Raw genomic sequence first — 24,630 nt, forward strand, 5'->3', positions numbered from 1 at the left:
TTTGGAATATTTAATGTGAATATTTATTATTGGTTTTAAAAAAATCGATAGCTCAAACCACCAAGGAGTATTCTTCCTGGCTGTCCGGGCATTAACGGATCGGTATAATTAAAAATATTATCGGCAATAAACCGAATACTGAGATGGTCTTTTAACAGTTTTTTTTCGATACTGGCATTAGTCAACCAATATTCCTTCACAAAAATGTCGTACTTATCGATAAACTGGTTTCCGTTCCTATCTCCAAAAGGATATTTACCTCTGAAGTTTACTCTAATATTTGCATTCAGTTTCCATGGACTATAGCTATAAAAAATAGCAGTATTTGCCATATGGCGTGAACGGTTTTCAATTCCCCAGTAATCAGATGGGTGTGGCTTGTAGGAGTTTCCAGTTTCGGGATCATGTATATTTTGGTTGTATGGCCATTTTCCTGCTCTTATGCTATCTTTTACACTAAGGTCTTTAGCAATTAGGTACTGATATCCTGCACTTATTTCAATATTTTTTAGCAATCTGAATTTAAGACCAATTTCAAATCCTTTATTTACTGCTTTCGGGAGGTTTTGGTAAGTGTAAATAATTCGGTTATTTGCACCGGTGGCAACTTGGACGCTATTAATCTGATTGGTAATTTTATGATAAAATACATTTCCTTCAATTTTAAAAGTCTTAGAAGGTTCCACCGCTAATCCCGCATTGTAGGAATTACTTTTTTCGGCCTGCAATTTTCCGGCTGTCTGATTTAGTATATATTGTCTTATTTCGCTGATCTGACCATCATTCTGCAGCTCCTGAAGGGTAGGGGCAAGTATAGCATTACCAATTACCAGATAATTTCCGTTAGAATTATAAAAAACTAAATAATTTGTCTTAAAATCCGGAGCTTTAAAACCGGTACCAATACCCGTTTTAAAAGTTATTTTTGGTGTGATAAAGTATTGCAGACCAAAGCTGGGATTAAGCCTGCCTCCAAAATTATTTGTATGATCATAGCGTAACCCTCCAACTGTTTTTAATTTTTTAAAAGGGCTCCATTCTCCCTGGATATAAGAAAAAAAAGTTTCTAATGAGTTTATACCGGTAAGCGACTGATCATTCATTTTTTCGATACTGCCACCTAATCCGCCAACAAGTTGGTATGAATTATTATTACTATATGAAAATTGCTGCTCAACACGATGCAGAGTCTGTTTAAAAACATCCTGACTTACCTCATTATTACTTTGCTGCCAGGCAACACTCATGTCGGCAGTATAATGAGTGAGATAATATTTGGTAATACTTCTTAGATTGTTATTAAAACGATGGTCAAAAGAAATTGAAAGATTAAGATCTTGTTCGTCTTGGTTATCACCAGAAATATGACCAAGACCAAAATCTTTTTCCATAAAGGAACGGCGCAGACCATAACGTCCGGTTAAGCCCAAAAAACTTTTTTCATTAATTTGATAACGGGAACGTCCCTGTAGACTGTAGTTGTCATAGGGCGGGGAGGTGGTTCCTTTAATGTATTTTGAGTTGGTATTGTAGCCATCAGTCCTGTAATAATTTGCCGCTATATTTGCGGTTCCCTTATTTTGCAAAAAAGGGGTTTCTCCTTCCAATGTAGCATCTACTATATTTAGTGAGCCATAACTTACAGAGGCTTGCATTTGTGGATCTATTACACCATGCCGAGTAACAATATTGATTGTACCTCCCAGTGCTTCGCTTCCATATAGGCTTGATGATGCCCCTTTTATAATTTCTATACGTTCAATATTAGAGACGCTTATTCTTGAAAGATCAAAATTTCCATTATTTCTTCCTACCATCGGTTGCCCATCAATGAGTACCATAATGTACTCACTGCCAAAGCCTTGCATTTGTATGCCTACAGACCTTGCGCCTCCGCTTATATTGTTGATAACTGCTATTCCGGTTTGTTCTTTTAATATTTCGTCTAGTCTTCTGCTGCCCATTAATTCAATGGTTTTCCTGTCAATTATAGTTACAGGCATCGCACTATATTGCGCATTGACTAAATTTTCAGGATTGATTTTTGCAGTACGGTTGATCACATTTACTTCTTTTAAATCAATACCAAATTCCATTTCTATATGTAATGGTTTAGTCATTTGTCCATTTAAAACGATCTGCTGTATGTAATCTTTAAAACCCATATTAGTAATTCTGAGAGTATACGTTCCATTTGATAATCCTGAAATATAAAAAAAACCATTTTTGTCTGCTAATACTCTTTGATCAGATGGATCCAATGTTATAATTGCCTGTGATAAGGTTTTTTCTGAATAGTATATTGTACCGCTTATTACATTTTTGCTCTGCCCTTGTATTAAATTAATGTTTAATAAAATTAGGGTTGTAATAATTATTTTTTGAATTAGAGTATAAATGCTTCTATTTTTCATTGATTTATCAATTGTCGATATGTAAGAAAATATCATAATCACTATTCTTATTTAGACTTGGTAAAAATAATAATTAATAATATAGTAATAGTCTTTTTTTTACATATTTCTGAAAAATAATCATTATTGGTTTATATCTATATCAATTTGAACTTAAATTAAAATAGTTTAATTATCTGTTATGTAATTAATTATAAAAAATAATAATTAATTTATAGTTAATTAATTTTAAGAAAAAATTAACAAATAAACAACCGAAAGTATGAGTAAAGAAAAACGTAATGAATGCATTGTCTATATTACATGCTACAGAATCTTAATTATAATTAGTTTGAAACAGATAATATATGAACAATTAAATTTCTATTTTTTACTAAAATTAAAGGTTCATAACAATTTTATTATTGAGCTTTTCTAAATTTAAATCAAGCGGCAAGTAAAGATATCTTTTGGTAATTTGATACAATTTATAACAAGTTAATAAAATACTTTGTTATAAAATATAACTAATTTTGATTGTACTAAAATTTGAAGTTTTAAAAACGATAAAAAGATCAAAACGATAAAAAGATCAAAACGATAAAAAGATCAAAACGATAAAAAGATCAAAATGATAAAAAGATCAAAATGATAAATGAGAGATTGATGGAGAAGTTGGGAATATTGGCTGATGCGGCCAAGTATGATGTCTCATGCTCATCGGCACTAAGTAAACGTGAGAATAAAGACAAAGGCTTGGGTAATGCTAAAGATTACGGTATTTGTCATGCTTTTACGGAAGATGGCCGTTGTGTGTCGCTGCTAAAAATCTTGCTTACAAATCATTGTATTTTTGATTGTGCCTATTGTGTCAGCAGAAAAAGCAATGATGTGAAACGTGCCGCTTTTACTGTTCAGGAAGTTGTTGATCTTACTATTGGTTTTTATCGGAGAAATTACATTGAGGGACTTTTTTTGAGTTCGGGTATTTTTGATAACGCTGATTTTACCATGGAGCGTTTGGTGAGAATTGCTAAAAAATTGCGTACTGAACATAATTTCAATGGCTATATTCATTTGAAAGCGATTCCGGGAGCCAGTGATGAATTACTGAAGGAAGCAGGTCTTTACGCTGACCGTTTAAGTGTAAATGTTGAAATGCCTACAGAACAAAGTCTTAAACTGCTCGCGCCGGATAAAAATCATAATGATGTGATTAGTCCGATGAAATATCTCAAAAATGAAATTATGGGTTATAAAGAAGAAAAAAAATCAAATTATAAAGCACCTCTTTTTGCTCCAGCCGGGCAAAGTACCCAAATGGTAATTGGAGCAACACAAGAAAGTGACCTGGAGATTCTGGGAATGGCAGATTATTTTTACCAGCAGATGAATATGAAACGGGTATATTATTCAGGATATGTTCCCATTAGTGATGATAATCGATTACCTGCCATTGGTACACCTGTTCCTATGATACGTGAAAACCGTTTGTATCAGGCGGACTGGTTAATTCGGTATTACGGATTTGATGTAAATGAAATTGTTGGGTTCAATCAGCCTAATCTTGATCTTGATATCGATCCGAAACTTGGATGGGCTTTACGTAACCTGAATCAGTTTCCTGTTGATATCAATACAGCCGATTTGGAACTTATAAAACGTATTCCCGGGATTGGATATTTAAGTGCCCAAAAAATTGTAGCAGCAAGAAAGTTTAAAAAACTGCTTCCCCACGATTTGAAAAAAATGGGAATTGCCTATTCGCGTTCCAAATATTTCCTTGCTTTTGCTACGCCTTTTCAACTGCAGAAAGATTTGACATCTATTCAAATCAGGGATCATATTCTAAATTTCCAAAAAAGTAAATATAAAAACGATTTTTCTAATCAACTTGTCTTATTTTAATTGAAATGACAGAAGTAATTTACGACGGAACTTATGAAGGGTGGCTTACGGCTGTATTCGAAGCCTATGAGTACAAACTTACCGATACTGTATTTGCAAAAAATGAAACCTCAGGAACATTGCTTTTTGCAACTTCTCATTTAGTGGTAACGGATATCTCAAAAGCAAAACGTGTTTTAGACGGATTGAAGCTACGCCTTTCGGCAAAAGGTCTTTCAGAGATATACAAAGCATTTTTGTCTGAACTCCCACAGATAGAAGAAACTATGTTTCAGTTTGTACAGCATGTATTGGCTAATACAAAAAATGTTGAAGAAGATTTTAGTAATAATGCTGTTTGGAATCTTAGAAAAGCATCACGTCTGACCAGACAGGAGTCACATCGTATGGAAGCATTTGTTCGTTTTAAACTGGCAAAAGATCAATTATATTATGCAATCATCGAACCAGACTGTAATGTTTTACCTCTTATAGAAAGTCATTTTAAAAATCGTTATGCAGACCAACGCTGGCTAATCTATGATGCAAAACGCAAATATGGGATTTATTATGATCTTGAAAATGTCGCAACTATAATGCTAAAGTTTGACATGACAGTTTCATCATCTAAAAATTTAAGCGAAATCTGTGATGAACAGGAAGAGTTTTTCCAAAATCTGTGGCGGTATTATTTTAGCAGCGTTACTATTGAATCACGCAAAAACATGAAACTTCATATTCAGCATATGCCAAAGCGCTATTGGAAAAATTTGATTGAGAAAATTCCAAATATAAAGTAATTTTTTAATGTCAATTTTAAATTATTACAATTTATTATTATTTTTTAATTTAAAATAAATAAAATTGATTAAAATTGACTTTCATATCCTTTTTTACAGCTTTTATTTTTTAATTAATATACTTTTTATCATTTTAAAAAAAATCATTTCTTAAATCAGCTTATTTAAAGTTTTAGCTTTTTGAAGCCTGAATTAAACGAAAAAATCCCATTTATTAATGGGATTTACGTTTTACATTTGAAATTTTATACTATTTACTTTTTTTCAAAGCATCTAATAATTCTACCATATCAACTACAGCATAAGTAGAAGAATAATCTGATACTGCATAAGGCAATATGAGACTATTATTATGGATAATGGCGCCACAGGAATAAACAACATTAGGGACATAGCCTTCCCGTTCGTCTTCAAGCGGGGATAACAATGGTTCTGTAAGCCTACCAATTTCTTTAGACGGATCATCAAGATCAAAGAGGGAGGCACCAATACAATAACGGCGCATTGTACCTACACCATGCGTAATGACAAGCCATCCTTCTTCTGTCCACAATGGTGAACCACAGTTTCCAATTTGTGTAAACTCCCACGTATAACGGGGTTCCTGAAGAAGAATAGGAGTGTTCCATTGTGTAACTCTGTCAGAATACATGATGTAATTATTGACTCCATCTATTCTGGCAAGCATCGCATATTTGCCCTTTATTTTTCGTGGAAATAATGCCAGATTTTTATTCTGTGCCCCGGCACCATGTAAAGGCATTACTCTAAAGGTATAAAAATCTTCGGTAGAAATTAGTTTTGGTAATATCGTATGCCCATTATAAGCTGTATAAGTAGCCATTACACGTGAAGAGCCGTCGTCATCTGTAAAACGGACAAAGCGGGCATCTTCTATGCCACGACTTTCAGAATCGGATATAGGAAATATAACACGCTCTGTAAGATCAGAATCATGTTTGAACTCGACATCATAAAATGATTTTGCGAGCCATAGTATTTCGTTTAGTGCTGTTCTCCTTTCTTCACGAATAGCAGGGTAGCTTAACGCAGTATTTACAGTATCTTTAAGTACAGCATATCCAAATTCATCAGGTAAGTCCTGCATAATTTGTGTAATATACTTATCCTTAGTATCCATTTCAGATAATTTTAATAAAAATCGCTCTTTGTTGAAAAAAGATTTATGAATAATCTCTGCTTTATCGATATTATTTCCAATTTTCATAACCTGCAGGTTATTATCCCTGTCCAAAATGCCTCTTCTGAATACAATTGATGAAATATGTCCTTCACCTGTTGCACGAAAAGAAATAATAACCCTTTTTTCGCCGGCTTCAAGACCACTTTGGTCAAAATCTTCTACAATAGATGGATTAAAAATGGCGGCAGATTCTATTGCATACTCCATTGTACAATAAGAACCTATCAGCATTTTTCGATCAAGAGATAAAGCTTCATAATCAATCTGCATGCTTTCAATAACATCTCGCACTTTTTCGCAGTGTCTTAAAAATATAGTAGAAATATTTCGGTGACGTCTTGCAAATTCACGAAGTGTTTGTTCCAGAGTTTCTAATACCTGCTTTTCATTTAGTGTCATGATGCGAAGTACCATTTGTTTCGTTCGCTCATCACCATTGTTAAAATATCGGGCAACAACTCTTTTAGAATCCGGTGTAAATTTTATGTTTTTTCGTATGACAGATACACGCATAATTTGTTTTTTAAAATAGAAAAATACTTTTTTGTTTACTGAAGTTAGGAAATATGTTAATAAAAACCATCTAAATTTTGTTAAAAAATGGTCTTTTTATAATTTCATAAAAAGAAGTTATCGTACTCTATTTAATTTAAAAAAAAGAAAAATATTTTAAATATATAAAATATTGGCCTTTACATTTATTTAGTCTATACATATCGAATAGCTTCCGGAAATATTAAATCAGAAATTAAATCTTAATTGTTAGAAACTTTTCAAAGCACTACTAAAATATAAAAAAGAGTTTAATGCTACTGTTTTAAAGGGATTGTAAATTTAAAACAACTGCCTTTTCCCTGATGACTTTCTACCCATATTTTGCCTTTATGCACATTTATAAATTCACTACACAGTAATAATCCAAGTCCACTTCCTTTTTCATTTTCTGTTCCTCTTTGAATTACTTTTTTGTTAATTTTAAATAACTTTACTTTTATATCATCTGGAATTCCAACTCCGTCATCTATGACAGAGATTTCTACATTCTCTTCTGTTTTTAGTATTCTTATTTCAACTTTGCCGTTTTTTTGAGTAAATTTTATGGCATTGTTGAGTAAATTACGTAAAACAGTATTAATCATATTATCATCAGCATGCACTTCAATCGCATCAGCTGATTCGAACAAAAGATTTATATTTTTATGTAATGCTGCATTTTTATTCAGTTCAATATTATCATTAATCAGCTCATTGAGTACTATCTTTTTTGGTGTAAACGTAATCATTCCGGCTTGTACTCGTGACCACTCCAGTAGATTCTCAAGTAGTTTGTAGCTGTTTTTATTGGATTGATACAGCATTTCAGAAATTTCCCTGATTTCCTCCCTGGTGTAGTTTTCTATATCTTCAGCCAGAAATTCTGAAAGAGAGACAGCTGAACTCAAGGGACCTCGTAAATCGTGAGATATAATGGAAAAAAATTGATTTTTATCATCCAGGAGTTTCTGAATTTTATAATCTTGTTTTTCTTTAACCAGAAGTAAAAAACCCACAATTCCAACAAGGGTTACCAAAAACAAGCTAATACTATAAAAGCTGTCGAGGGCATTGTGGGAAAAAAAAAGATTTTGCGGATATAAATACCTGTAAATAGCGCGTATTACAATAAGAATCTCAAGTACAACATAACAAAATACATAAAAGTTTCTGAAAAAATTTTTCCTTCTTTTTTCAGTAAAATAATGAATCGTTGGGGGTAAATAAATGGCAAATATCCCAATTGCTCCTATTAAAACACGGGTATTCATTGTACTTCCCAAAAATGTTGCGATATTAAAAATTATTACAGCAGCTAAAGTAATTGCTATCTGTGACCTGAAACGTTTTTCTGTATTAGTTTTAAGAATTGATAACATGGCAATTGTTTCATAACAACAGGCACAAAAAAACAAGGAATTAGCCAGATTGATAGAAAGAAAATCACTAATGATGTCTCTTAAGATAATCAGTATCCAGGCAATGGTCAGTAATAATTTCCCTACACCAAACCATTTTAGTATCTTTCTACTATCAATTGTAGCATAGGAAAATGAATAACTAAAAATAAGAATGCAGGTAAAAAAATTGCCCCAGAAATAAAGTAAAAAAATGGTTTTTGGATCTATAAGTATAACTTCAGGCATTACTGGTTTAGGCTTTAAGAAATAGGGTAAGCAAAGATACAAATTAAGCTTTAACAATTCATAAAAAACCCCTGATTACCAAAGTCTTTACATGCCAATTTATAGCGAGTATACAAAAAAATCAGAAACTGTTTATTCAAGATTAAAAATTCGAACTTTTTTTAATTTTTTCTTTTTTGGTAATATCTTTATTGCGGCTAACCTCCAGAAACTATTTTTATTGATGCCTTTTTTATTAAAATAAAAAACATCAGGCAGGGGATAGGTTACTGTTTTGTCTTCACATTCGTTTTTGTAATCTATCATATCATAAAACAAACATTCTTTTTTATTAGAATAGATAATCTGTCCATTATCCCACCTCATTTTATTATTCATTCTTTTATTCATATAGGATTCGAAAAGAGCCTTTATTCTTTGTTCTTGATGCGCTTTGCAAACTACATGAGTCATACTTCTGTGATCTGGAAAATCGAAAACTGTTATGCCGGGTGTTTGTAATTCATCAAAGAGAAAATTACATTCATCAAATCCTGAATATTCCTCAGAAGAAAAATATTTTTGATAATCAGCGCTTTCCATAAATAAAGTCCGCATTAAATCATTATTGCGAAACAAACAAAATGTTCCTGTTATAAAGTCTTTGTGAGCACTTATAAGATCATATTGATTTAAAACATTGGGTGTAATAAAGTTCCTGATGTTTCCATACATCATATCAATATCACCATGCCCCCAATAGTCATACTTCTCAAAAATATCCTGAAATAATAAGCCGTAGGCAGGCTTGAAATCACATATTTTATAAGGGTTGCTGAAATTCACTTCAAAACCAAATTTTGCAGCCGCTATAGCTTTGAAGTCGTTTAATGATTTATAAATTATAATAACATTTGAGGGTTTATTCGGTATTTGCTGAGTGTTACTGGTTACAATTATAAAGTCAATTGTTGGATTATGGATGCAGGATTTTATAAAATAGGGTAGATACCATGGGTAATCACCATACCAGCAAGTTAATATGGCTATAGAATGTTGTTGATTCATTTATTTTAATTTAAATTAATTCATTTCTTAATAATTTTTTACCAGCTAATTGGACTCTTCTGTTTCATTTTTTTAATTCATTTTTTCATTAAGAATACTGCCTCTTTAATTATTTATTAAAAAAGCTAAAATTAATATAATCGGGGTAAGAAGTTTTCATCATTTATAATGATTTTTCATTTGTGCTTTTTCTTATTATTAAAATGAACTCTAAATAAGTTTTTTTACAATATTAATGCTTTAGATGATTATTGACTTAAATTATTTGTAAATAAAAGTGCTGTTGTGAAAAAAAATGCCTTTTTTTGTAAGTGTTGATTATACAATTATTATAAGTGTGTAATTTTCAGGGAAGTTTTCTTTTGAGTTTTAGTAACACTCTTTGGTACTTGAAACAAATTGAAACTAGTTTATAAAATAACTTTAAAACTAACTCCATACGAATCAGCCTATGCAAAAAATACTTAAGTATTGCCTGACTCTAGTTCTTTCTAAATCCTGTGCAGTTTCTGTTTATTCTCAAAATCCTGAAATTAAGACCGACCTTAAACTATCGGGTGATGGAAAAGTAGCTTTGAAATGGGCTCAACGAATGGTAGCTCTAATTAAACTTGACTGGCAAAGCGCTAAAAAAAATGTTAACTGTTATAGATTTACAATAAAGCAAAGAATAAGATAATATTATTTAAAATAAACATTTTCAATGTTTTATGATTTTTTTTCACACCTATAAACCAATATATAAATCAAAATAAGCATGAAATTAGTTCGAATTTTCATTTTGTCCATAATCACCGGAATCAATCCATTTCAGGTCAATTCACAATCCATGGCATTCAATAATCCAATAGCAGAGCAGCGTGCTGATCCGTGGGTATATAAAACAGATAATGGGGAATATTATTTAATTGCCACGGTACCTGAGTATGATCGTATTGTATTACGAAAAGCCAATAGTATAAACGGATTAAAAGAAGCAAAAGAAAAAGAAATCTGGCACAAGCATGAAAAAGGGGTGATGGGGAGTCATATCTGGGCTCCTGAATTGCATAGAATAAACGGGAAATGGTATATATATTTTACTGCAGGTGAGTCCGAAAATATCTGGAATATAAGAATGTGGGTCTTGTCTAATCCATCTGCTAATCCGATGGAAGGAAAATGGACAGAGGAGGGGCAATTGAAAACACAAAAAGAATCCTTCTCTTTGGATGGAACGACTTTTGAGCATAAAGGCAAAAGATATTTAATATGGGCACAAAATGTCAGGGGGGGAGATAATGGAACCGCATTGGTTTTATCTGAAATGAAAAACCCGACCACTCTTACAGGCCCCGAAATTATTTTAACTGAGCCTGAATTCAGCTGGGAAAGAGAAAAATATAATGTAAACGAAGGCCCAGCCGTAATTAAAAAGAACGGAAAGATATTTGTAACATATTCGGCCAGTGCCACTAACCATAACTATTGCTTGGGTTTATTATGGATTGATGAAAATACTGATATACTTAATGTTACAAATTGGCATAAAGCTCCGGCGCCCGTATTTTATACAAATGATGAACTAAAAAGATTCGGTCCCGGACATAATTCATTTACTACAAGTGAAGACGGAAAATCAACAATAATGATTTATCATGCCAGAGATTACAAAGAAATTCAGGGTCATGAATTGTCTGATAAAAATCGTGCGACTCGAGCAAGAGTTGTAGAATGGACAAAAAGCGGCTTCCCTGATTTTATGCAGAATAAAAATGATTAAGATCTCTACTGATTTGTCAAACCATAATTGAAATGAATATTTATGAAGTCAATTAAATTCTTTTTTTGTTTTGTTTTTAGTATTCCGATGTGTTTTTGGGCACAAAATAAAGTGAATATTACTATCGAAAATAATTCGGTTTTAGATCGTAAAGAGGCTGTTGTAGCCATAAGCTGGAAAAAAATTTTAGAACGTTATCCTGAAATTGATTCTTCAAACTTTGTGGTAATTAATCCAAAAACGAAGAAACAAGTGGTTTTTCAGTTAGAACACCGAATGTCTTCTACTATTCAGAATTTGCTGGTTCAGGTAGATGTAAAAGCAAAATCAAAACTGACCCTTTTTATTCAGAAAGGAAGGCCTGAAATATTTACTGTAAAAACCTATGCCAGATATGTTCCGGAACGCAAAGATGATTTTGCATGGGAGAACGATCTGATTGCCTTTCGTACCTATGGAAAAGCAATTGAAGGGTCAAATGAAGACGCTTATGGTTTTGATGTATGGGTAAAACGTACCAATAAAATGGTCATTAACGAACGTTATAAATTGGCAGATTATCATACCGATCACGGCGATGGTTTGGATTATTATCAGGTTGGTCATACATTAGGTGCAGGAAATATGGCTCCTTATGTAAAAGATACTATTCGCTATTCAGCTAATTATCATCGTTGGAAAATGCTTGACAATGGGCCGTTACGATCCACTTTTCAATTGATTTATGATTCATGGGACGCCGGCGGAATAAAAGTAAGTGTAATAAAAACTATATCACTGGATGCCGGTTCACAGCTCAGTCGCATCGAGAATACCTACACTTTTGATGGAACAAAAACATTGCCAGTTGTCGCAGGAATCAGCAGAAGAATTAATCCCGGAAATATTTCATTAAATGAACAGCAGGGAATTATGGCATATTGGGAGCCTTCTTCTGAAAAAAATGGTACTACGGCCACAGGTGTTATATTGACGTCCCCTGTTAGTAATATGTGGGCAGATAAAATACAGCTTTTAGCAAAGACTACAGTTCAAAATAATGAACCCATCGTTTACTATGCAGGTGCAGCATGGGATAAGGCAGGAAAATTTACTGATGCAAAGAAATGGTTTGAATACCTGGAAAATTTTTCTAAGGAAATAAAGAATCCTTTGGCTGTAAGTGTAAAATAACCCTGTTTTTCAGAAAAATAAAATACTCTGAATAACCAATTTAATAATTTTTACGCACGGATTATAATTACATTCATTCAAAATATATTTACAGCATGAGCACAAAAAGAATCACCATATACGATTTAGCCAAAGAACTTGGGCTTTCCGTGTCGTATGTTTCAAAAGCCCTGAATGGTAAACCGGGTGTAAAGGAAGAAGTGAGGCAGGTTGTTTTGAAAAAAGCTGCCGAAATTAATTTCAAACATAATACACAGGCAGCAAACTTAAGACGTGGTTCATCCAGAACCCTTGGTGTAATTGTACCTCAGATAAATCAGAATTTCTTTTCGGATGCTATTTCAGGAATTGAAAAAGCATGTACTGAAAACAAACATAATCTAATTATTTGCCAGTCTCATGAAAAATCAGATGTTGAAGAAACAGCCATAGAGACTCTTATTCATCAGAATGTAGACTGTATTTTGATTTCCCTTTCGAAAGAAACTCAGTCCGCTAAAATTCTGGAGCAGGTTTTAGAACATAAAATCAATGTCATACAATTTGACCGATGTGATGAAAAATTTCCGGGTCACAGAGTTATAAATGACAATAAGGACGCAACTTATAAAGCTGCAAAAAGTATGATAAAAGAAGGTTACCAGAGGCTTGCTTTTGTTGGCGGTCCATCTCATATGGATTTATACATGAATCGGAAAGAGGGGTTTATCAGAGCGATTGACGAAGCCGGTATGTACGTTCCAGAGCATTTTATTGTAGATGATAATATCAGTAAAGAAAATGCTTTTCACACTGCACTTAAGCTCCTTTCATTACCCATACCTCCTGATGCGTTCCTGGCCATATCAGATATTCAGGCTTTAGGAATTATGCTGGCCATTACGCAATCCGGACTCAAAACACCTGAGGATATTGGTATTTTTGGTTATGCGAATGAACCTTTTACAGAACTCATTACACCTTCTATATCTTCTGTAGATCAAAATAGCGAAAGACTCGGATATCAGGCAGCCATGGTTTACTTTGATCATATTTTAAAAAATAAAGAAAGCAATGAAGTTATAACCAAAATAATTGAATCAGATTTGATTATCAGAAGTAGTTCTAAGAGAAATAGTGTCGCTGTTTTGTAATAATCTAATGATACATTACTTTCTGACTTTTAGAACTAATCATTGATTCAGAAGCATGCAGTATTGATTGTTGCAGATTTTACTGTTATATGTAATTTCTTCATTTGCTAACGAAGCAGCACAATTAAACGGCTGTTAACTACATTTACATTATAAGTAACTATTTTCATTTAGAACTCTTCTTAGTCCAATTGAATTTATTTCGCTTTTTTTTTCAGAGCAATCAAGGGGTGCAGTAGTATCAGGTAAGTCATCCCAATGTCCCCAGTCTCCTCTGTAGGCTTTTCGATAAATAAAATCGATATTATCGGCTAAACAAATCTGGCTGTGTAGAGATTCCGTACTGTAGGTATTGGTGTCGAATTTGTTTGAATTTTCCATATTTTGCCTCTTTTAGATAAGTACAAAAATACAGTATTACAAACTTTTGGTGCTTATATAAAAACCACGAATAGTTATGTAATTCACATGTTTACAATACAATAAGGTAAAATATTTATATACTCTGAATTAAATCAGAAGCATCAAAAGATGTGGATACTTTTTTAACATTCTTTTTTAACATTCTTTTTTGGAATTCTTTCCTTAAGAACTTTCCCTGGATATTTCTGGGCATAACTATTAATAAGATGCATGATGTACTGATTGCTTTTATAGGGCGTTACATAATCCTTCACCTCAGACGGATCTGTAAAACCAATATCGGATGCAATATAGCCCATGCCATAAAAATGACCGTTTTCAACCCAAATGCAGCTGCGTTCATTCGCAGATCGCCCTTTATCGATAATAGCAAAGCTCAGTCTGCGGGTTAACAAATGATCAATTGCATTTTCTATTTTTTCATTATGAGTCTGCATTTCTGGCCAAGGGGTACTATTGTCCGGAAAAATTTCCCCAGCCGTAGTGATGCCGTACTTGCAAAACCGATTATCAATTTCAAATTCCTGTTTCAGGCTTATGAGCGTGTTTATGCCTTCATGAGCGGTATTAAAATAATCAATACACGTTTGAAACTTGCTGAGTTTACCGGTAACTAAATATTTATAGCCGTTTCGGGCCTCATATTGATACAATCCGAATTTGGGTTCAAAGCGTTTGAGTGCTCTGTTGTAAACCGGCCAGAGTCTTTTTATTTCTGTACACTCAAGCAGCAAAGCCATAAGTTCCGTAGCACAAACTTCAAACGATATGGCATAGATATCCCGAAGAAAGTGCTGCCTCTGTGGCGTGATTTTATGGCCACTGAAATGAGAGGCAACACGTTTTTTTAAATTGATTGCTTTTCCGATATAGATCACCTTATTTACCTGATTATAAAAATAGTAAACACCTGGTTTTTCTGGTAAGACATCAAAATCTTCAGGGGGCAAGTTGGGAGGCAAACGCTGATCCAGCGCTGTATTTTTGATCATTTTTTGCAAATGTCCATCAGCATCCCATTCTAATAATTTCGAAAACAGAATGGCTGTAGCATCTGCATCTCCACCAGCACGATGCTGATTTTCTAAGGGAATATCTAATGACTGACAAAGTTTTCCAAGACTATACGATTTATATCCGGGTCTTATCTTTCTGGCTGCACGAACAGTACATAATTTTCTTGCTTTCCATTTAAATCCTGATTTTTCAAGTTCATGACGAACAAAAGTATAATCGAAATTGACATTATGGGCAACGAAAATACGATCTGCAAGCATTTCGAACACTTTCTTCGCAATATCATCAAAAATTGGAGCACTACGTACCATTTCATTATTAATTCCTGTGAGTGCAAAAATAGTAGCGGGGATTTCCTTTTGTGGATTGACAAGTGTCTCAAACCGATCAATAATACCTTTGCCATTATGGACGATAATCGCAATTTCTGTAATTCGGCTGCCACTGGCATTACCGCCAGTTGTTTCAATATCTACTATGGCATATTCTGTCTCTGTCATCTTCTGTCGCAACCGGAAGCCTGGTCATTCCCGGGAATGCAAAATTAAGTCAGAAGAGGCTATTTTTCATGTAGTTGTAGTTCTAAATTGTAACAAAAGTCTTTTTCCTGACAAGTACAACATATAGGAAGACATAATTGATGACTTTTCTGCTAAAACGTAAATTTGATTGATTTATAATAAAAAAGCCAAATATTTGAATACTGTAAGTATTTAAGAAATTTCTGTAAATTAAATTCAGTAGCTAAAGGTAAATTTGGATATACTTTAAAATCAATTATTATGAAAACTACAGAAAAAAATACTACAGCTACAAAAGCTAAAACAGCTGCTCCAAAAAGTAAATCAGCAACACCCTCTAAAACAAACTCAGCAGGAGTGGTAAAAGCAAAATCATCTGCTGCAGAAGGATTAAGAGAATTGTTTATAGATTCACTTAAAGATATTTACTGGGCAGAAAAAGCATTGATCAAAGCATTGCCAAAAATGGCAAAAAATGCTACTTCTGAAAATTTGATTAAAGCTATTAACGAGCATCTAGCCGTCACCGAGGAACAAAAGGAAAGACTTGAAAAAGTTTTTTCTTTACTTGGAGAGAAAGTGGTTGCCAAAAAATGTGATGCTATGGAAGGTCTCATCAAAGAAGGGGAAAGCATCATGGAAGAGACAGAAAAAGGTCCAGTACGTGACGCCGGAATCATTGCCGCATCTCAGAAAATAGAACATTATGAAATTGCTACTTACGGAACATTAGCTGCTTTCGGTGTTACTTTAGGTGAAGATGATGCAGTACTTTTACTGGAGAAAACACTGGCTGAAGAAAAAGAAGCCGATACACTATTGACTGAGGCTGCCTATAACACCATTAACTTTGATGCTGCCGAAGAGGATGAGAAATAAATAAACAATAATCTCTGGTTTCAAATCATAAAAGCCTGTATCATGTCTATCTGACGATACAGGTTTTTTTGCATTAATTAAGAGCCTGTTTAGATTTTATCTAATTGCTTTTTACGGCTTATTTTCCGCTATATTTCGTTAAATTTACTCAAAAATAAGTCTATTATTCTTTCAAAATTTGCCTCATCTATCGAAAAATAATCTCATAAAAATCTAAATATTTAAATTTTAAACAGGCTCTAAGTAATTCTAAAAATTATAAAGTACTTGTCAGTTTTTTATTTTTTTCGTTGGTGAAGTTATTTAAGTTTTCCATGATTGAATTTTTTTAAGTTATTAATCATCTTAAAAATAGGTCAATGGAACAGCTCTTACTTATAAAAAAGCTGTATTTTCTAATTAAATAATTACTATTAAAACTTTGTTTTTTCAATTAGTTAGAATATTTTTTTGTTTAGAGAAACGGACAAAAAATATTAAGAACCTTTTCAAGGATAATTTCCTGTTCTCAATAAATTCCAGATGAAAAATCGGGGTCACTCGAACTCAGGAAAAATTATCATCAAAAACTAGTTACATAAATGGGTTTTACCATTTATAAATTAAGAACGAGGCTTAGGCAAGTTTCTGTCGTACATCACTATGGTTCCTGCCACGGCGACGTTTAAACTTTTTTCAGATTTGAATTTCACCAGATGATGGCATTTTTCCATTGTTTTTTTAGGTAAACCATGATCTTCTGCTCCTAACAGATACACACAGCGCCTTGGATGCTCGAAGGTTTCTAAATCTGATGCACTTTCATGTAATTCAACACCAACTAATCGGGCTCCTTTGGGTAAATTTTCAAAAAAAGCTTCGAAATTTTCATAGTGAAAATAGGGAATTGCTTTTACTGCATCATGTGTATCACAAGCCTGTTTGGCATATCGATTTCCTATGGTAAATATAAAAGTAGCCCCTAAGTTTTGAGCCGACCTCCACAAAACACCTAAATTTTCAGGCGTTTTACCATTGTGAATGCCGATGCCAAAGTATTCATTTGTAAAATTATCATTCATGATGGCAAAAGTACGAAGTGTAAGTGTGTTGGGCAATTTTTTTATTTTGAAGAATAATTAGGATTACAATTTAATGAAATGAAAGGTATTGTGATAATTTCTTCATCCTATTAATCAGATAAAAGCATTAGAATCTCTTCAATTTTACATTCTTTAATAACTTTTCCGTCGTTGATAAATTTCATTTTGAAATACAAATGATCAAAAAATATTCGAAAGCAATTACACCTTTTACCCAACTACGTTTTAGTGAAGCTGAATAAAAAATAAGATATGGGATATATCCAAGTCTTTCTAATGCAATACAACCCAGAATCATCTCCTAAAAAAAAAACGAGACTCTTTCTAAAAGAAGTCTCGTTTTCTTATTATTTTTAATCTGAAATAAAACTCAAAATCGTCTTTGGAATTTCTTCAAAAGCCTCAAAAGAGTAGGGCTTTATGAGGTAGGCTTTTACGCCCAGTACGTCGCATTTTTGTTTATAAGACGGGTTTATACTCGTGGAATACACAAAGCAGGGAATCTTTTTAAGCTCATTGTGGCTTAAAATTTCCTGCAGGGCTTCGATGCCGTTGCGTATAGGCATATTGATATCGGTCAGGATAACATCGGGCGTTTCATTGGTACTATCTTTGAGGAAATTCAGCAGTTCTTCGCCATTGGCTACCAGGCTTACTTTTCCAAAATCCGGATTGTTGTTAAAAGTTTCGAAGATTACATCTGCATCATCATGATCATCTTCGGCAATTATGATATGTAAGTTTTTTTGAGGCATTGTATTAAATTGGAAAATAAATAGTAAATGTCGTCCCTTCATTCAGTTTGCTTTCAACTGTAATCGTTCCGGAATGGTTTTCCATAATCTTTTTACAGATCGCCAGGCCTATCCCATTTCCTGAATATTCATTTCGGGCATGAAGGCGCTGGAATATGGTAAAAATCTTAATCAAATGACCAGAATCCATTCCGATCCCGTTGTCTTTAATCTGAATCCTTACAAATTTAGGGTTTTGATTTGGTATATCCTCGTCTAAATTTTCGACCACATAAATTTCTATCTCCGGCGGAATGTCTGTTTTAGAATATTTAATGGCATTCGAAATCAGATTAGCAAAAAGCTGGCGCATCTGTACTGCAGAAGCTTTTAAAACAGGCAGTTTCCCGATTTGAATGTGGGCATTTTTGTCGGTGATACTTACTTCCAGGTCTTCTATAACCTCGGAAATTAGGGTGTTTAAATCAACTTTTGAATTTTCTTCCTGTTTGGTATGCGATGAATATTTAACCAAATCATCCACCAGTGAATTAAGACGCAATACGGATAATTTAATCACATCCATTGATTTTGAATCAATTTCAGTTAAGTAACTCCCGTCAATTTTACTGTTGTGCATGAGGATTTTGCGCAGCGGCTCTTTTAAATCGTGCGAAATCACGTGAATAAATTCCTCAAGATTGCTGTTGATGCGATTGAGTTCGTTGATTTTTCCCTCAAGTATTTCCTGATTTTTGATTAAGGTTTCTTCATGATTTTTCTTTTCAGTCAGATCGATTACTACAATGCCAATGGCTTCAACAGAAGGTTCCAGATCTGTCAGGGAAATATATGACGGAAATGTAGCAGGGTGGCTATTGGTTTTGAAAAGGATTTCATGCATGCTGACGCCGTATTTTAAAGCTTCGATAAGCGTTGTAAACTGTCCGCTATTATCAAAATACTCCTGAATATAATTTCCGATGATCTGCTCTGAAGGAATATTGACTAGTTTAGCAAAATAATCGTTGCAATAAAGTATGAGTCCGTTTTTGGTAATACTCAAGGCTCCCTGCCTGAAATTTTCGATAAGAAGTCTGTAGGTATAATCGGCTGTTTCAAGGGAATAAAGCTGTGGAATCCCATTGTTATTAACCACAAGAGCATCAACGCCTCCTTCTCTTATAGCTTCAATAATACTGTTTGACTCATCAAGTTTTTCTTTTAATGATTCAATTTCTGCTAATAAGGAATCTATATTTTTATCGTTTTCTATCAAATGCTATTCAGTTAAATTAAGTATTTTCAAAACCTTTTCCTTGTCTGACAAATCACCCAGGATGATTCGTCTTGGAGCAGGATGCGTTTTTATTAAAGTTGGTATCGCTACAATATGATGTACGATTGCCTGTTCAGTATTCCGGCTGATATCTATGATTTCCAGTTCATAATCATTCAGAAGATATTGGTCGCATATCTGGCGTAAATTTTCAATAGCATGTCCTGATTTAACAGACATACCCGAAACAAAAAGTATAAACCTATATCTGGATGAAGCAGTTTCATCAGCTGAATTATCCATTTTTTATACTTTTAGAGGTTTGATATTAAGGCCTACAAGTACTCTTTCTTCATTTGAAAGATCGCCAATAATCTTGCGAATGGGTTCTGGAAATTTTCTTACCAGTGTGGGCACAGCCAAAATCTGATCTCCTTCGGCCAATTGCGGATTCTTAAGCAAATCGATAATTTCGATACTGTATTTGCCTGCCAAATATTCTTCGGCATATTTTTTTATATTCTCTAATGCCTTTATCGATTTTGGCGTCTGACCCGCTACATAAAGCAATAACTGCCATTCGGCTACTTCTTTTTTCATAATTATTCCTTTTTTTTCTTCGAAGTCAGTTTTTTATACAATTCTTCTGTGGCTTTTAGAACACTTAATTCTTCTTCGGCCGATTCAAATTCATTTCTAAGTGCTTCAATGTTGGCTTCGAGTACTTTTCGCTTACGTTCAATTTCCCGGTCTTTCCTGCTAATTTTATTTTGTTGTTTCAGATCAGACAATGTTTTCTTTAATTTATGCGATTGTCTTTCACTGCCAGTAAGAATTCCTTTTGAACCTAATTCAACATCCAGCAATTCCATACCTTCATTTGTAATTATGAACTCTCTTACCTGATTAGAATGTCCCATTCCTCTGGCTTTAACGATAAATACACCACGATTTCTTTCTCCTATTCCTTCCATATCCCGAACCGTAATCCAGGTATCTACCATTGAAGATACAGATTCTTCAGCCAGATATGGTTTCAAATTATCAGTTTGTTTATTTAAAGACGTAAAAAGGACCGTAATATTGTTTGCCTTTAGCATATCGATGAGCCTGACCAGCATGGAACGCACTTCCTCTCGGCTTCCTACGGTAATCAAATTACTGATAGGGTCAATAATGATGGTGGTAGGCTGAAATTCCTTAATCAGTTTTCTAAGGGTAAGCAAATGCAGTTCGAGTCCGTTAAGCGAAGGGCGCGAAGAGTGAATTTGCAAAGTCCCTTTTTTGATATGCTTGTCAAGGTCAATACCTATTGATTTCATGTTCCGAATGAGCTGTTGCGGCGATTCTTCAAATGCAAAATAGATTGTTTTTTCGTTCTTTTCACATTGTTCATTTGCAAAGTATGAGGCTATAGTCGTTTTAGCAGTTCCGGCAGTTCCTGATATCAAAGTATTACTGCCACGATAAAATCCGCCGCTATGAAACATTTCGTCTAAGCCCGGAACCCCAGTTGAAATGATATCAGAACTAACATCATTATCTAGTTTTAAAGAAGTGATGGGAAGTACTGAAATACCATCTGCGTCTATCAAAAACGGATATTCGTTGGTTCCATGCGTAGAGCCTCTGTATTTTACAATTCGGAGTCTTCTGGTGGAAACCTGATCGATAACCCGATGATCCAAAACAATTACACAGTCTGAAACGTATTCTTCGAGTCCCTGACGTGTCAATGTTTCTTCGCCGCGTTCTCCGGTAACTAAAGTTGTAACTCCTTTGTTTTTAAGCCAATGAAATAAACGTCTCAATTCGGCACGAAGAATTGCCTGATTGTCCAGACCACCAAATAATGATTCTACGGTATCCAGAACTACTCTTGTTGCCTTGATAGAATCGATAGCGTGACCAAGTCTGATAAATAAACCATCCAGATCGTATTCGCCTGCTTCTTCAATTTCTGATCTTTCAACCCTAACATGATCTACGATGAGTTTTTTTTCTAATTTAAGTTTCTCAATATCAAAATCTAACGACTTCATATTTAAAGTAAGATCGTCAGAAGGTTCTTCAAAAGACATGAAGACACCGGGTTCATTATATTCGGTAATTCCTTTAATCAGGAACTGCATTGATAATAAAGTTTTTCCACAGCCCGCTCCGCCACAGATCAGGGTCGGGCGGCCTTTAGGTAAACCTCCGTTCGTAATCTCATCTAATCCGTCAATTCCCGTAGGACATTTAGGAAATATAAATTGCTGTGTTTTTGCTTTTTTGTATGCCATACTAATTGTATTTTCTCAAATGTACGTTTTCTTACAGAATTTATAATTAATTATTATTAAAGATTTAACAGCAATAGAGCTGAAATACAAACATTTTAAATAAATTTAACATATAAAAGAATATATTTATAAAGAAAAACGAAATACTTCAAGGTTATTTAGCATTCTGTTTATAGAGGAATAATGGTGAATAGAAGCTGTGAAGTTCTGGAGAAGTTTAGTTTCTTACATTTTTATCAATAAAAAACAGGACTATTCCTTTAAAGAAATACCCTGTTCAGTCAACCTAAAATCAGAATACCAGTATCCGTGTGACGCTACAGAAACGTCAGCCCATTCTTTCCATGTAGCTAGTTTTTGTTCATAGGTTTGTTTAGCGAATGGTAATGCTACTTTTCCTAGCAATAGTCGCAGGCGAGGTTTCTCAGCTTCAATCAGTTTAATGATGGCCGGAACCGTAGGACTTGTTTTCCGAAAGATTCAGGATTATGTCCTTCTGCAATAGCTTTTTCAGTCCGTTATACGCTTCGATGCTTTTACTGTTGAAGCCGTAATCCCAGATATCAGTAACATAAGCGTTTGGTTCAACCAGAGACACGTTGATGCCAAATTGTTTCACTTCCGAAGCCAGTGTTTCAGTACGCCCTTCAACTGCAAATTTAGGTGCATTATAAAATCCTAAAACGGGTAGAGTAGCAATTCCTAAAATAGAAGAAACCCGAATAATATGCCCTTTTTTTTGATTTCTCATAATCGGCAAAACCGCTTGTGTAAGACAAATGTATCAAAGAAATTGGTTTCAAATTGCGCTCTGGTTTCAATTTCAGTGGCTTCATTCACAGCTCCGTTTAAAGCGTACCCCGCATTATTAATCAGAAAATCTATTTTACCGAAATGCTGATGCGTACTTTCTGTACAAGGGAAAACGAATCATCGCGATTGTTTACATCGAGTTTAAGAGGTAAAATTGCATCTCCGCATTGTGTTTTTATGATTTATTTTTGAAAATATTTTTTTGCATCCCTAAAAAACAATACTTAAAACCTATAAATACAGTCATTAGCATTAATTTTTTCAAGAAAAGTTTCCTCATGACAAACAACAATTAATACTCACTGGTATTCATTTATAATCAGGGCTAAGATTTAATAGTCTGTATATCTAGACTATTTGTATGTATTTAAAAAATTATACTAAATGTCTGGCTTACTATCGCTAATTCAGAATTAATTAAAGATCATCTCACCAAACTCAAATGTATCTTAATTTCTCTTCCTCAATATCCAGATAATGCATTTGTCTTCTGATTATTGATTCGTCCAAAGTCTGATTCTCTTTGTTTTTATTCACAAGCCATTCTCTTTGTTTGTGCAACAAATCGAGGTAAATAACTTTAAGATCAGTCCCAATAGATTCATCATCTACTCCTTTACTATGCTGTTCCCATCTCTTGATAAGATACTGTAAGGGAGTGTTAGAGTGTAACTGATCGTTGTAATTTGTTTTTAAATAATGAAGAGCATATTGTGCTAATTCTTGTCTTAATTGATTGTACGCTTCATCTCGGACTGTTGGATCATAGACATCTGTAAGCTTAATTTTTTTAATAAAATAAGGTAATGTTAGTCCCTGAATTAGTAAAGTCAGAAGAATCACAACGAAAGTGATAAACAAAATAAGGTTTCGCTGTGGAAAACCGTTTCCGTTATTCAGATAGACAGGGATTGATAGAGCCGAAGCCAGTGAAACAACGCCTCTCATACCGGTCCAGCCGAGTATAAAAGGTATTTTCATACCAGGATTTCTTGTGTCCGCTACAGTAATAAAGTTGCGTGCTATTAAAGTTATCACAACAGCGCCGTAAGAGGAAAGTATTCGACTTACGATCAAAACCAGCGTTATTAATACACTATAACCAATTGCCGATGGGAGGCTGACATCTTCAAGGCCGTTTGTAATTTGTGGTAAATCTAATCCAATGAGCATAAAAACAAATCCGTTCAGAATAAAACAGAAACTTTCCCAAACATTCACACCACGCAGGCGGGATTTGCTGTTAAGAAAACGATGTCTGTTGTTAGATAAAAGTAAACCTCCGCTCACTACAGCCAAAACACCTGAACAATGTACTTCTTCAGCAGCCAGATATATAATGTAAGGTGTCAGTAAAGATAAAACTATATCGACATTGGCATCTGTAGGCAAATATTTATGAGCTTTCATAAAAAGCCATCCGATAAAGACACCAATTGACACGCCACCGATAATCATCCAGCTAAAAGTTTTCGCTGCGTTAGAAAATATAAATTGTTCTGTTGCTACAGCAATCATTGCAAATCTGAAAATTATCAAAGAAGAGGCGTCATTCAATAAACTTTCGCCTTCCAAGATAGAAGATAAGGCTTTAGGCACTTTTACAAATTTCAAAATAGCACCTGCACTTACAGCGTCTGGTGGAGATACAATTCCTCCCAAAACAAAACCTAATGCCATTGAAAATCCCGGAATAAAATAATTGGCTACCAATGCTACTGAAAGTGCCGATAAAAACACAACTACAAAAGCAAAACTTGTAATAATTCTTCTCCATCGCCACATCTCTTTCCACGAAACCGTCCAGGCCGCTTCATATAATAATGGAGGTAAGAAAATAAAAAAAATAAGTTCCGGATCTATATTTATAACAGGTAAACCCGGAACAAAACTAATCACCAATCCGGCTAATACCAATAAAACAGGATACGCTACTTTTATTTTATTAGCCAGCATAATCAGCAGTAAAATAACGATTAACAGGCCAAGGTAAAAAGGAAAATTCTCAAGCATTTTTT

21 protein-coding genes and 1 pseudogene are annotated in these 24,630 nt (G+C 33.9%); 7 read left to right on the forward strand and 15 right to left on the reverse strand.

The features are described from left to right. Window positions 1-35: 35 nt before the first annotated feature. Window positions 36-2,414: a TonB-dependent receptor gene (locus ACNC7R_RS11060; protein ID WP_417941148.1), complete on the reverse strand. Its 2,379-nt coding sequence runs from the start codon at window positions 2,412-2,414 to the stop codon at window positions 36-38. 627 nt (window positions 2,415-3,041) lie between these two features. Between ACNC7R_RS11060 and ACNC7R_RS11065 the strand changes: the two genes are divergently transcribed. Both ACNC7R_RS11065 and ACNC7R_RS11070 read left to right on the forward strand, forming a co-directional pair. Next, window positions 3,042-4,301: a putative DNA modification/repair radical SAM protein gene (locus tag ACNC7R_RS11065; protein WP_417941149.1), complete on the forward strand. Its 1,260-nt coding sequence runs from the start codon at window positions 3,042-3,044 to the stop codon at window positions 4,299-4,301. Between the two features lie 5 nt (window positions 4,302-4,306). Next, the gene (locus tag ACNC7R_RS11070; protein ID WP_417941150.1) at window positions 4,307-5,080 is read left to right on the forward strand and encodes a TIGR03915 family putative DNA repair protein; all 774 of its coding nucleotides are present in this window, start codon (window positions 4,307-4,309) and stop codon (window positions 5,078-5,080) included. A 250-nt stretch (window positions 5,081-5,330) separates the two neighbouring features. On the opposite strand, the gene ACNC7R_RS11075 is transcribed toward ACNC7R_RS11070, so the two are convergent. The 3 genes from ACNC7R_RS11075 to ACNC7R_RS11085 form a co-directional block, all read right to left on the reverse strand. Then, entirely contained in the window at window positions 5,331-6,797 is a 1,467-nt protein-coding gene (locus ACNC7R_RS11075; protein WP_417941151.1) for a glycoside hydrolase family 130 protein, read from the reverse strand. 296 nt (window positions 6,798-7,093) lie between these two features. Then, on the reverse strand, window positions 7,094-8,464 hold the full coding sequence (locus ACNC7R_RS11080; protein WP_417941152.1) for a sensor histidine kinase: 1,371 nt from the start codon (window positions 8,462-8,464) through the stop codon (window positions 7,094-7,096). Window positions 8,465-8,596: 132 nt separating this feature from the next. Further along, window positions 8,597-9,511 (reverse strand): DUF6625 family protein, encoded by a 915-nt coding sequence (locus ACNC7R_RS11085; protein ID WP_417941153.1) that lies wholly within the window; start codon window positions 9,509-9,511, stop codon window positions 8,597-8,599. Between the two features lie 451 nt (window positions 9,512-9,962). Here ACNC7R_RS11085 and ACNC7R_RS11090 point away from each other — a divergent pair, with 451 nt between their 5' ends. The 4 genes from ACNC7R_RS11090 to ACNC7R_RS11105 all read left to right on the forward strand — a co-directional run bounded on the left by ACNC7R_RS11090 (window position 9,963) and on the right by ACNC7R_RS11105 (window position 13,579). Further along, window positions 9,963-10,190, forward strand: a complete 228-nt coding sequence (locus tag ACNC7R_RS11090) for a hypothetical protein (RefSeq protein ID WP_417941154.1) — start codon at window positions 9,963-9,965, stop codon at window positions 10,188-10,190. Between the two features lie 78 nt (window positions 10,191-10,268). Then, window positions 10,269-11,273 (forward strand): family 43 glycosylhydrolase, encoded by a 1,005-nt coding sequence (locus tag ACNC7R_RS11095; RefSeq protein WP_417941155.1) that lies wholly within the window; start codon window positions 10,269-10,271, stop codon window positions 11,271-11,273. Between the two features lie 42 nt (window positions 11,274-11,315). Further along, window positions 11,316-12,446: a DUF4861 family protein gene (locus ACNC7R_RS11100; protein ID WP_417941156.1), complete on the forward strand. Its 1,131-nt coding sequence runs from the start codon at window positions 11,316-11,318 to the stop codon at window positions 12,444-12,446. 95 nt (window positions 12,447-12,541) lie between these two features. Next, window positions 12,542-13,579 (forward strand): LacI family DNA-binding transcriptional regulator, encoded by a 1,038-nt coding sequence (locus ACNC7R_RS11105; protein ID WP_417941157.1) that lies wholly within the window; start codon window positions 12,542-12,544, stop codon window positions 13,577-13,579. 150 nt (window positions 13,580-13,729) lie between these two features. Here the strand turns inward: ACNC7R_RS11105 and ACNC7R_RS11110 are convergent, their stop codons facing one another. Further along, on the reverse strand, window positions 13,730-13,960 hold the full coding sequence (locus tag ACNC7R_RS11110) for a hypothetical protein (protein WP_417941158.1): 231 nt from the start codon (window positions 13,958-13,960) through the stop codon (window positions 13,730-13,732). A gap of 164 nt (window positions 13,961-14,124) precedes the next feature. Continuing rightward, window positions 14,125-15,519 carry an exonuclease domain-containing protein gene (locus ACNC7R_RS11115; protein ID WP_417941159.1) on the reverse strand — a complete coding sequence of 465 codons (1,395 nt, stop codon included), beginning with the start codon at window positions 15,517-15,519 and terminating at the stop codon, window positions 14,125-14,127. Between the two features lie 282 nt (window positions 15,520-15,801). Here ACNC7R_RS11115 and ACNC7R_RS11120 point away from each other — a divergent pair, with 282 nt between their 5' ends. Then, the gene (locus tag ACNC7R_RS11120; RefSeq protein WP_417941160.1) at window positions 15,802-16,419 is read left to right on the forward strand and encodes a ferritin-like domain-containing protein; all 618 of its coding nucleotides are present in this window, start codon (window positions 15,802-15,804) and stop codon (window positions 16,417-16,419) included. A 602-nt stretch (window positions 16,420-17,021) separates the two neighbouring features. On the opposite strand, the gene ACNC7R_RS11125 is transcribed toward ACNC7R_RS11120, so the two are convergent. The 9 genes and pseudogenes from ACNC7R_RS11125 to ACNC7R_RS11165 all read right to left on the reverse strand — a co-directional run bounded on the left by ACNC7R_RS11125 (window position 17,022) and on the right by ACNC7R_RS11165 (window position 24,625). Next, window positions 17,022-17,480 (reverse strand): RNA methyltransferase, encoded by a 459-nt coding sequence (locus ACNC7R_RS11125; RefSeq protein ID WP_163397865.1) that lies wholly within the window; start codon window positions 17,478-17,480, stop codon window positions 17,022-17,024. A gap of 374 nt (window positions 17,481-17,854) precedes the next feature. Continuing rightward, window positions 17,855-18,256 carry a response regulator gene (locus tag ACNC7R_RS11130; protein ID WP_417941161.1) on the reverse strand — a complete coding sequence of 134 codons (402 nt, stop codon included), beginning with the start codon at window positions 18,254-18,256 and terminating at the stop codon, window positions 17,855-17,857. A 4-nt stretch (window positions 18,257-18,260) separates the two neighbouring features. After that, window positions 18,261-19,514, reverse strand: a complete 1,254-nt coding sequence (locus tag ACNC7R_RS11135) for a sensor histidine kinase (RefSeq protein WP_417941162.1) — start codon at window positions 19,512-19,514, stop codon at window positions 18,261-18,263. Window positions 19,515-19,517: 3 nt separating this feature from the next. Further along, window positions 19,518-19,817: a circadian clock KaiB family protein gene (locus tag ACNC7R_RS11140; RefSeq protein ID WP_417941163.1), complete on the reverse strand. Its 300-nt coding sequence runs from the start codon at window positions 19,815-19,817 to the stop codon at window positions 19,518-19,520. A gap of 3 nt (window positions 19,818-19,820) precedes the next feature. Beyond that, window positions 19,821-20,114 (reverse strand): circadian clock KaiB family protein, encoded by a 294-nt coding sequence (locus ACNC7R_RS11145; RefSeq protein ID WP_223678337.1) that lies wholly within the window; start codon window positions 20,112-20,114, stop codon window positions 19,821-19,823. 2 nt (window positions 20,115-20,116) lie between these two features. Then, window positions 20,117-21,799 (reverse strand): circadian clock protein KaiC, encoded by a 1,683-nt coding sequence (kaiC, locus tag ACNC7R_RS11150; protein WP_417941164.1) that lies wholly within the window; start codon window positions 21,797-21,799, stop codon window positions 20,117-20,119. Between the two features lie 252 nt (window positions 21,800-22,051). Next, complete coding sequence (locus ACNC7R_RS11155) at window positions 22,052-22,204, reverse strand: hypothetical protein (RefSeq protein WP_417941165.1); 153 nt, start codon at window positions 22,202-22,204, stop codon at window positions 22,052-22,054. Window positions 22,205-22,238: 34 nt separating this feature from the next. Next, window positions 22,239-22,684, reverse strand: a pseudogene (locus ACNC7R_RS11160) (SDR family NAD(P)-dependent oxidoreductase). Between the two features lie 366 nt (window positions 22,685-23,050). Then, entirely contained in the window at window positions 23,051-24,625 is a 1,575-nt protein-coding gene (locus ACNC7R_RS11165) for a Na+/H+ antiporter (protein WP_417941166.1), read from the reverse strand. Window positions 24,626-24,630: the final 5 nt, after the last annotated feature.

The sequence above is a fragment of the Flavobacterium adiutor genome, assembly GCF_048282555.1.
In the GTDB taxonomy this organism is placed as follows: Bacteria; Bacteroidota; Bacteroidia; order Flavobacteriales; family Flavobacteriaceae; genus Flavobacterium.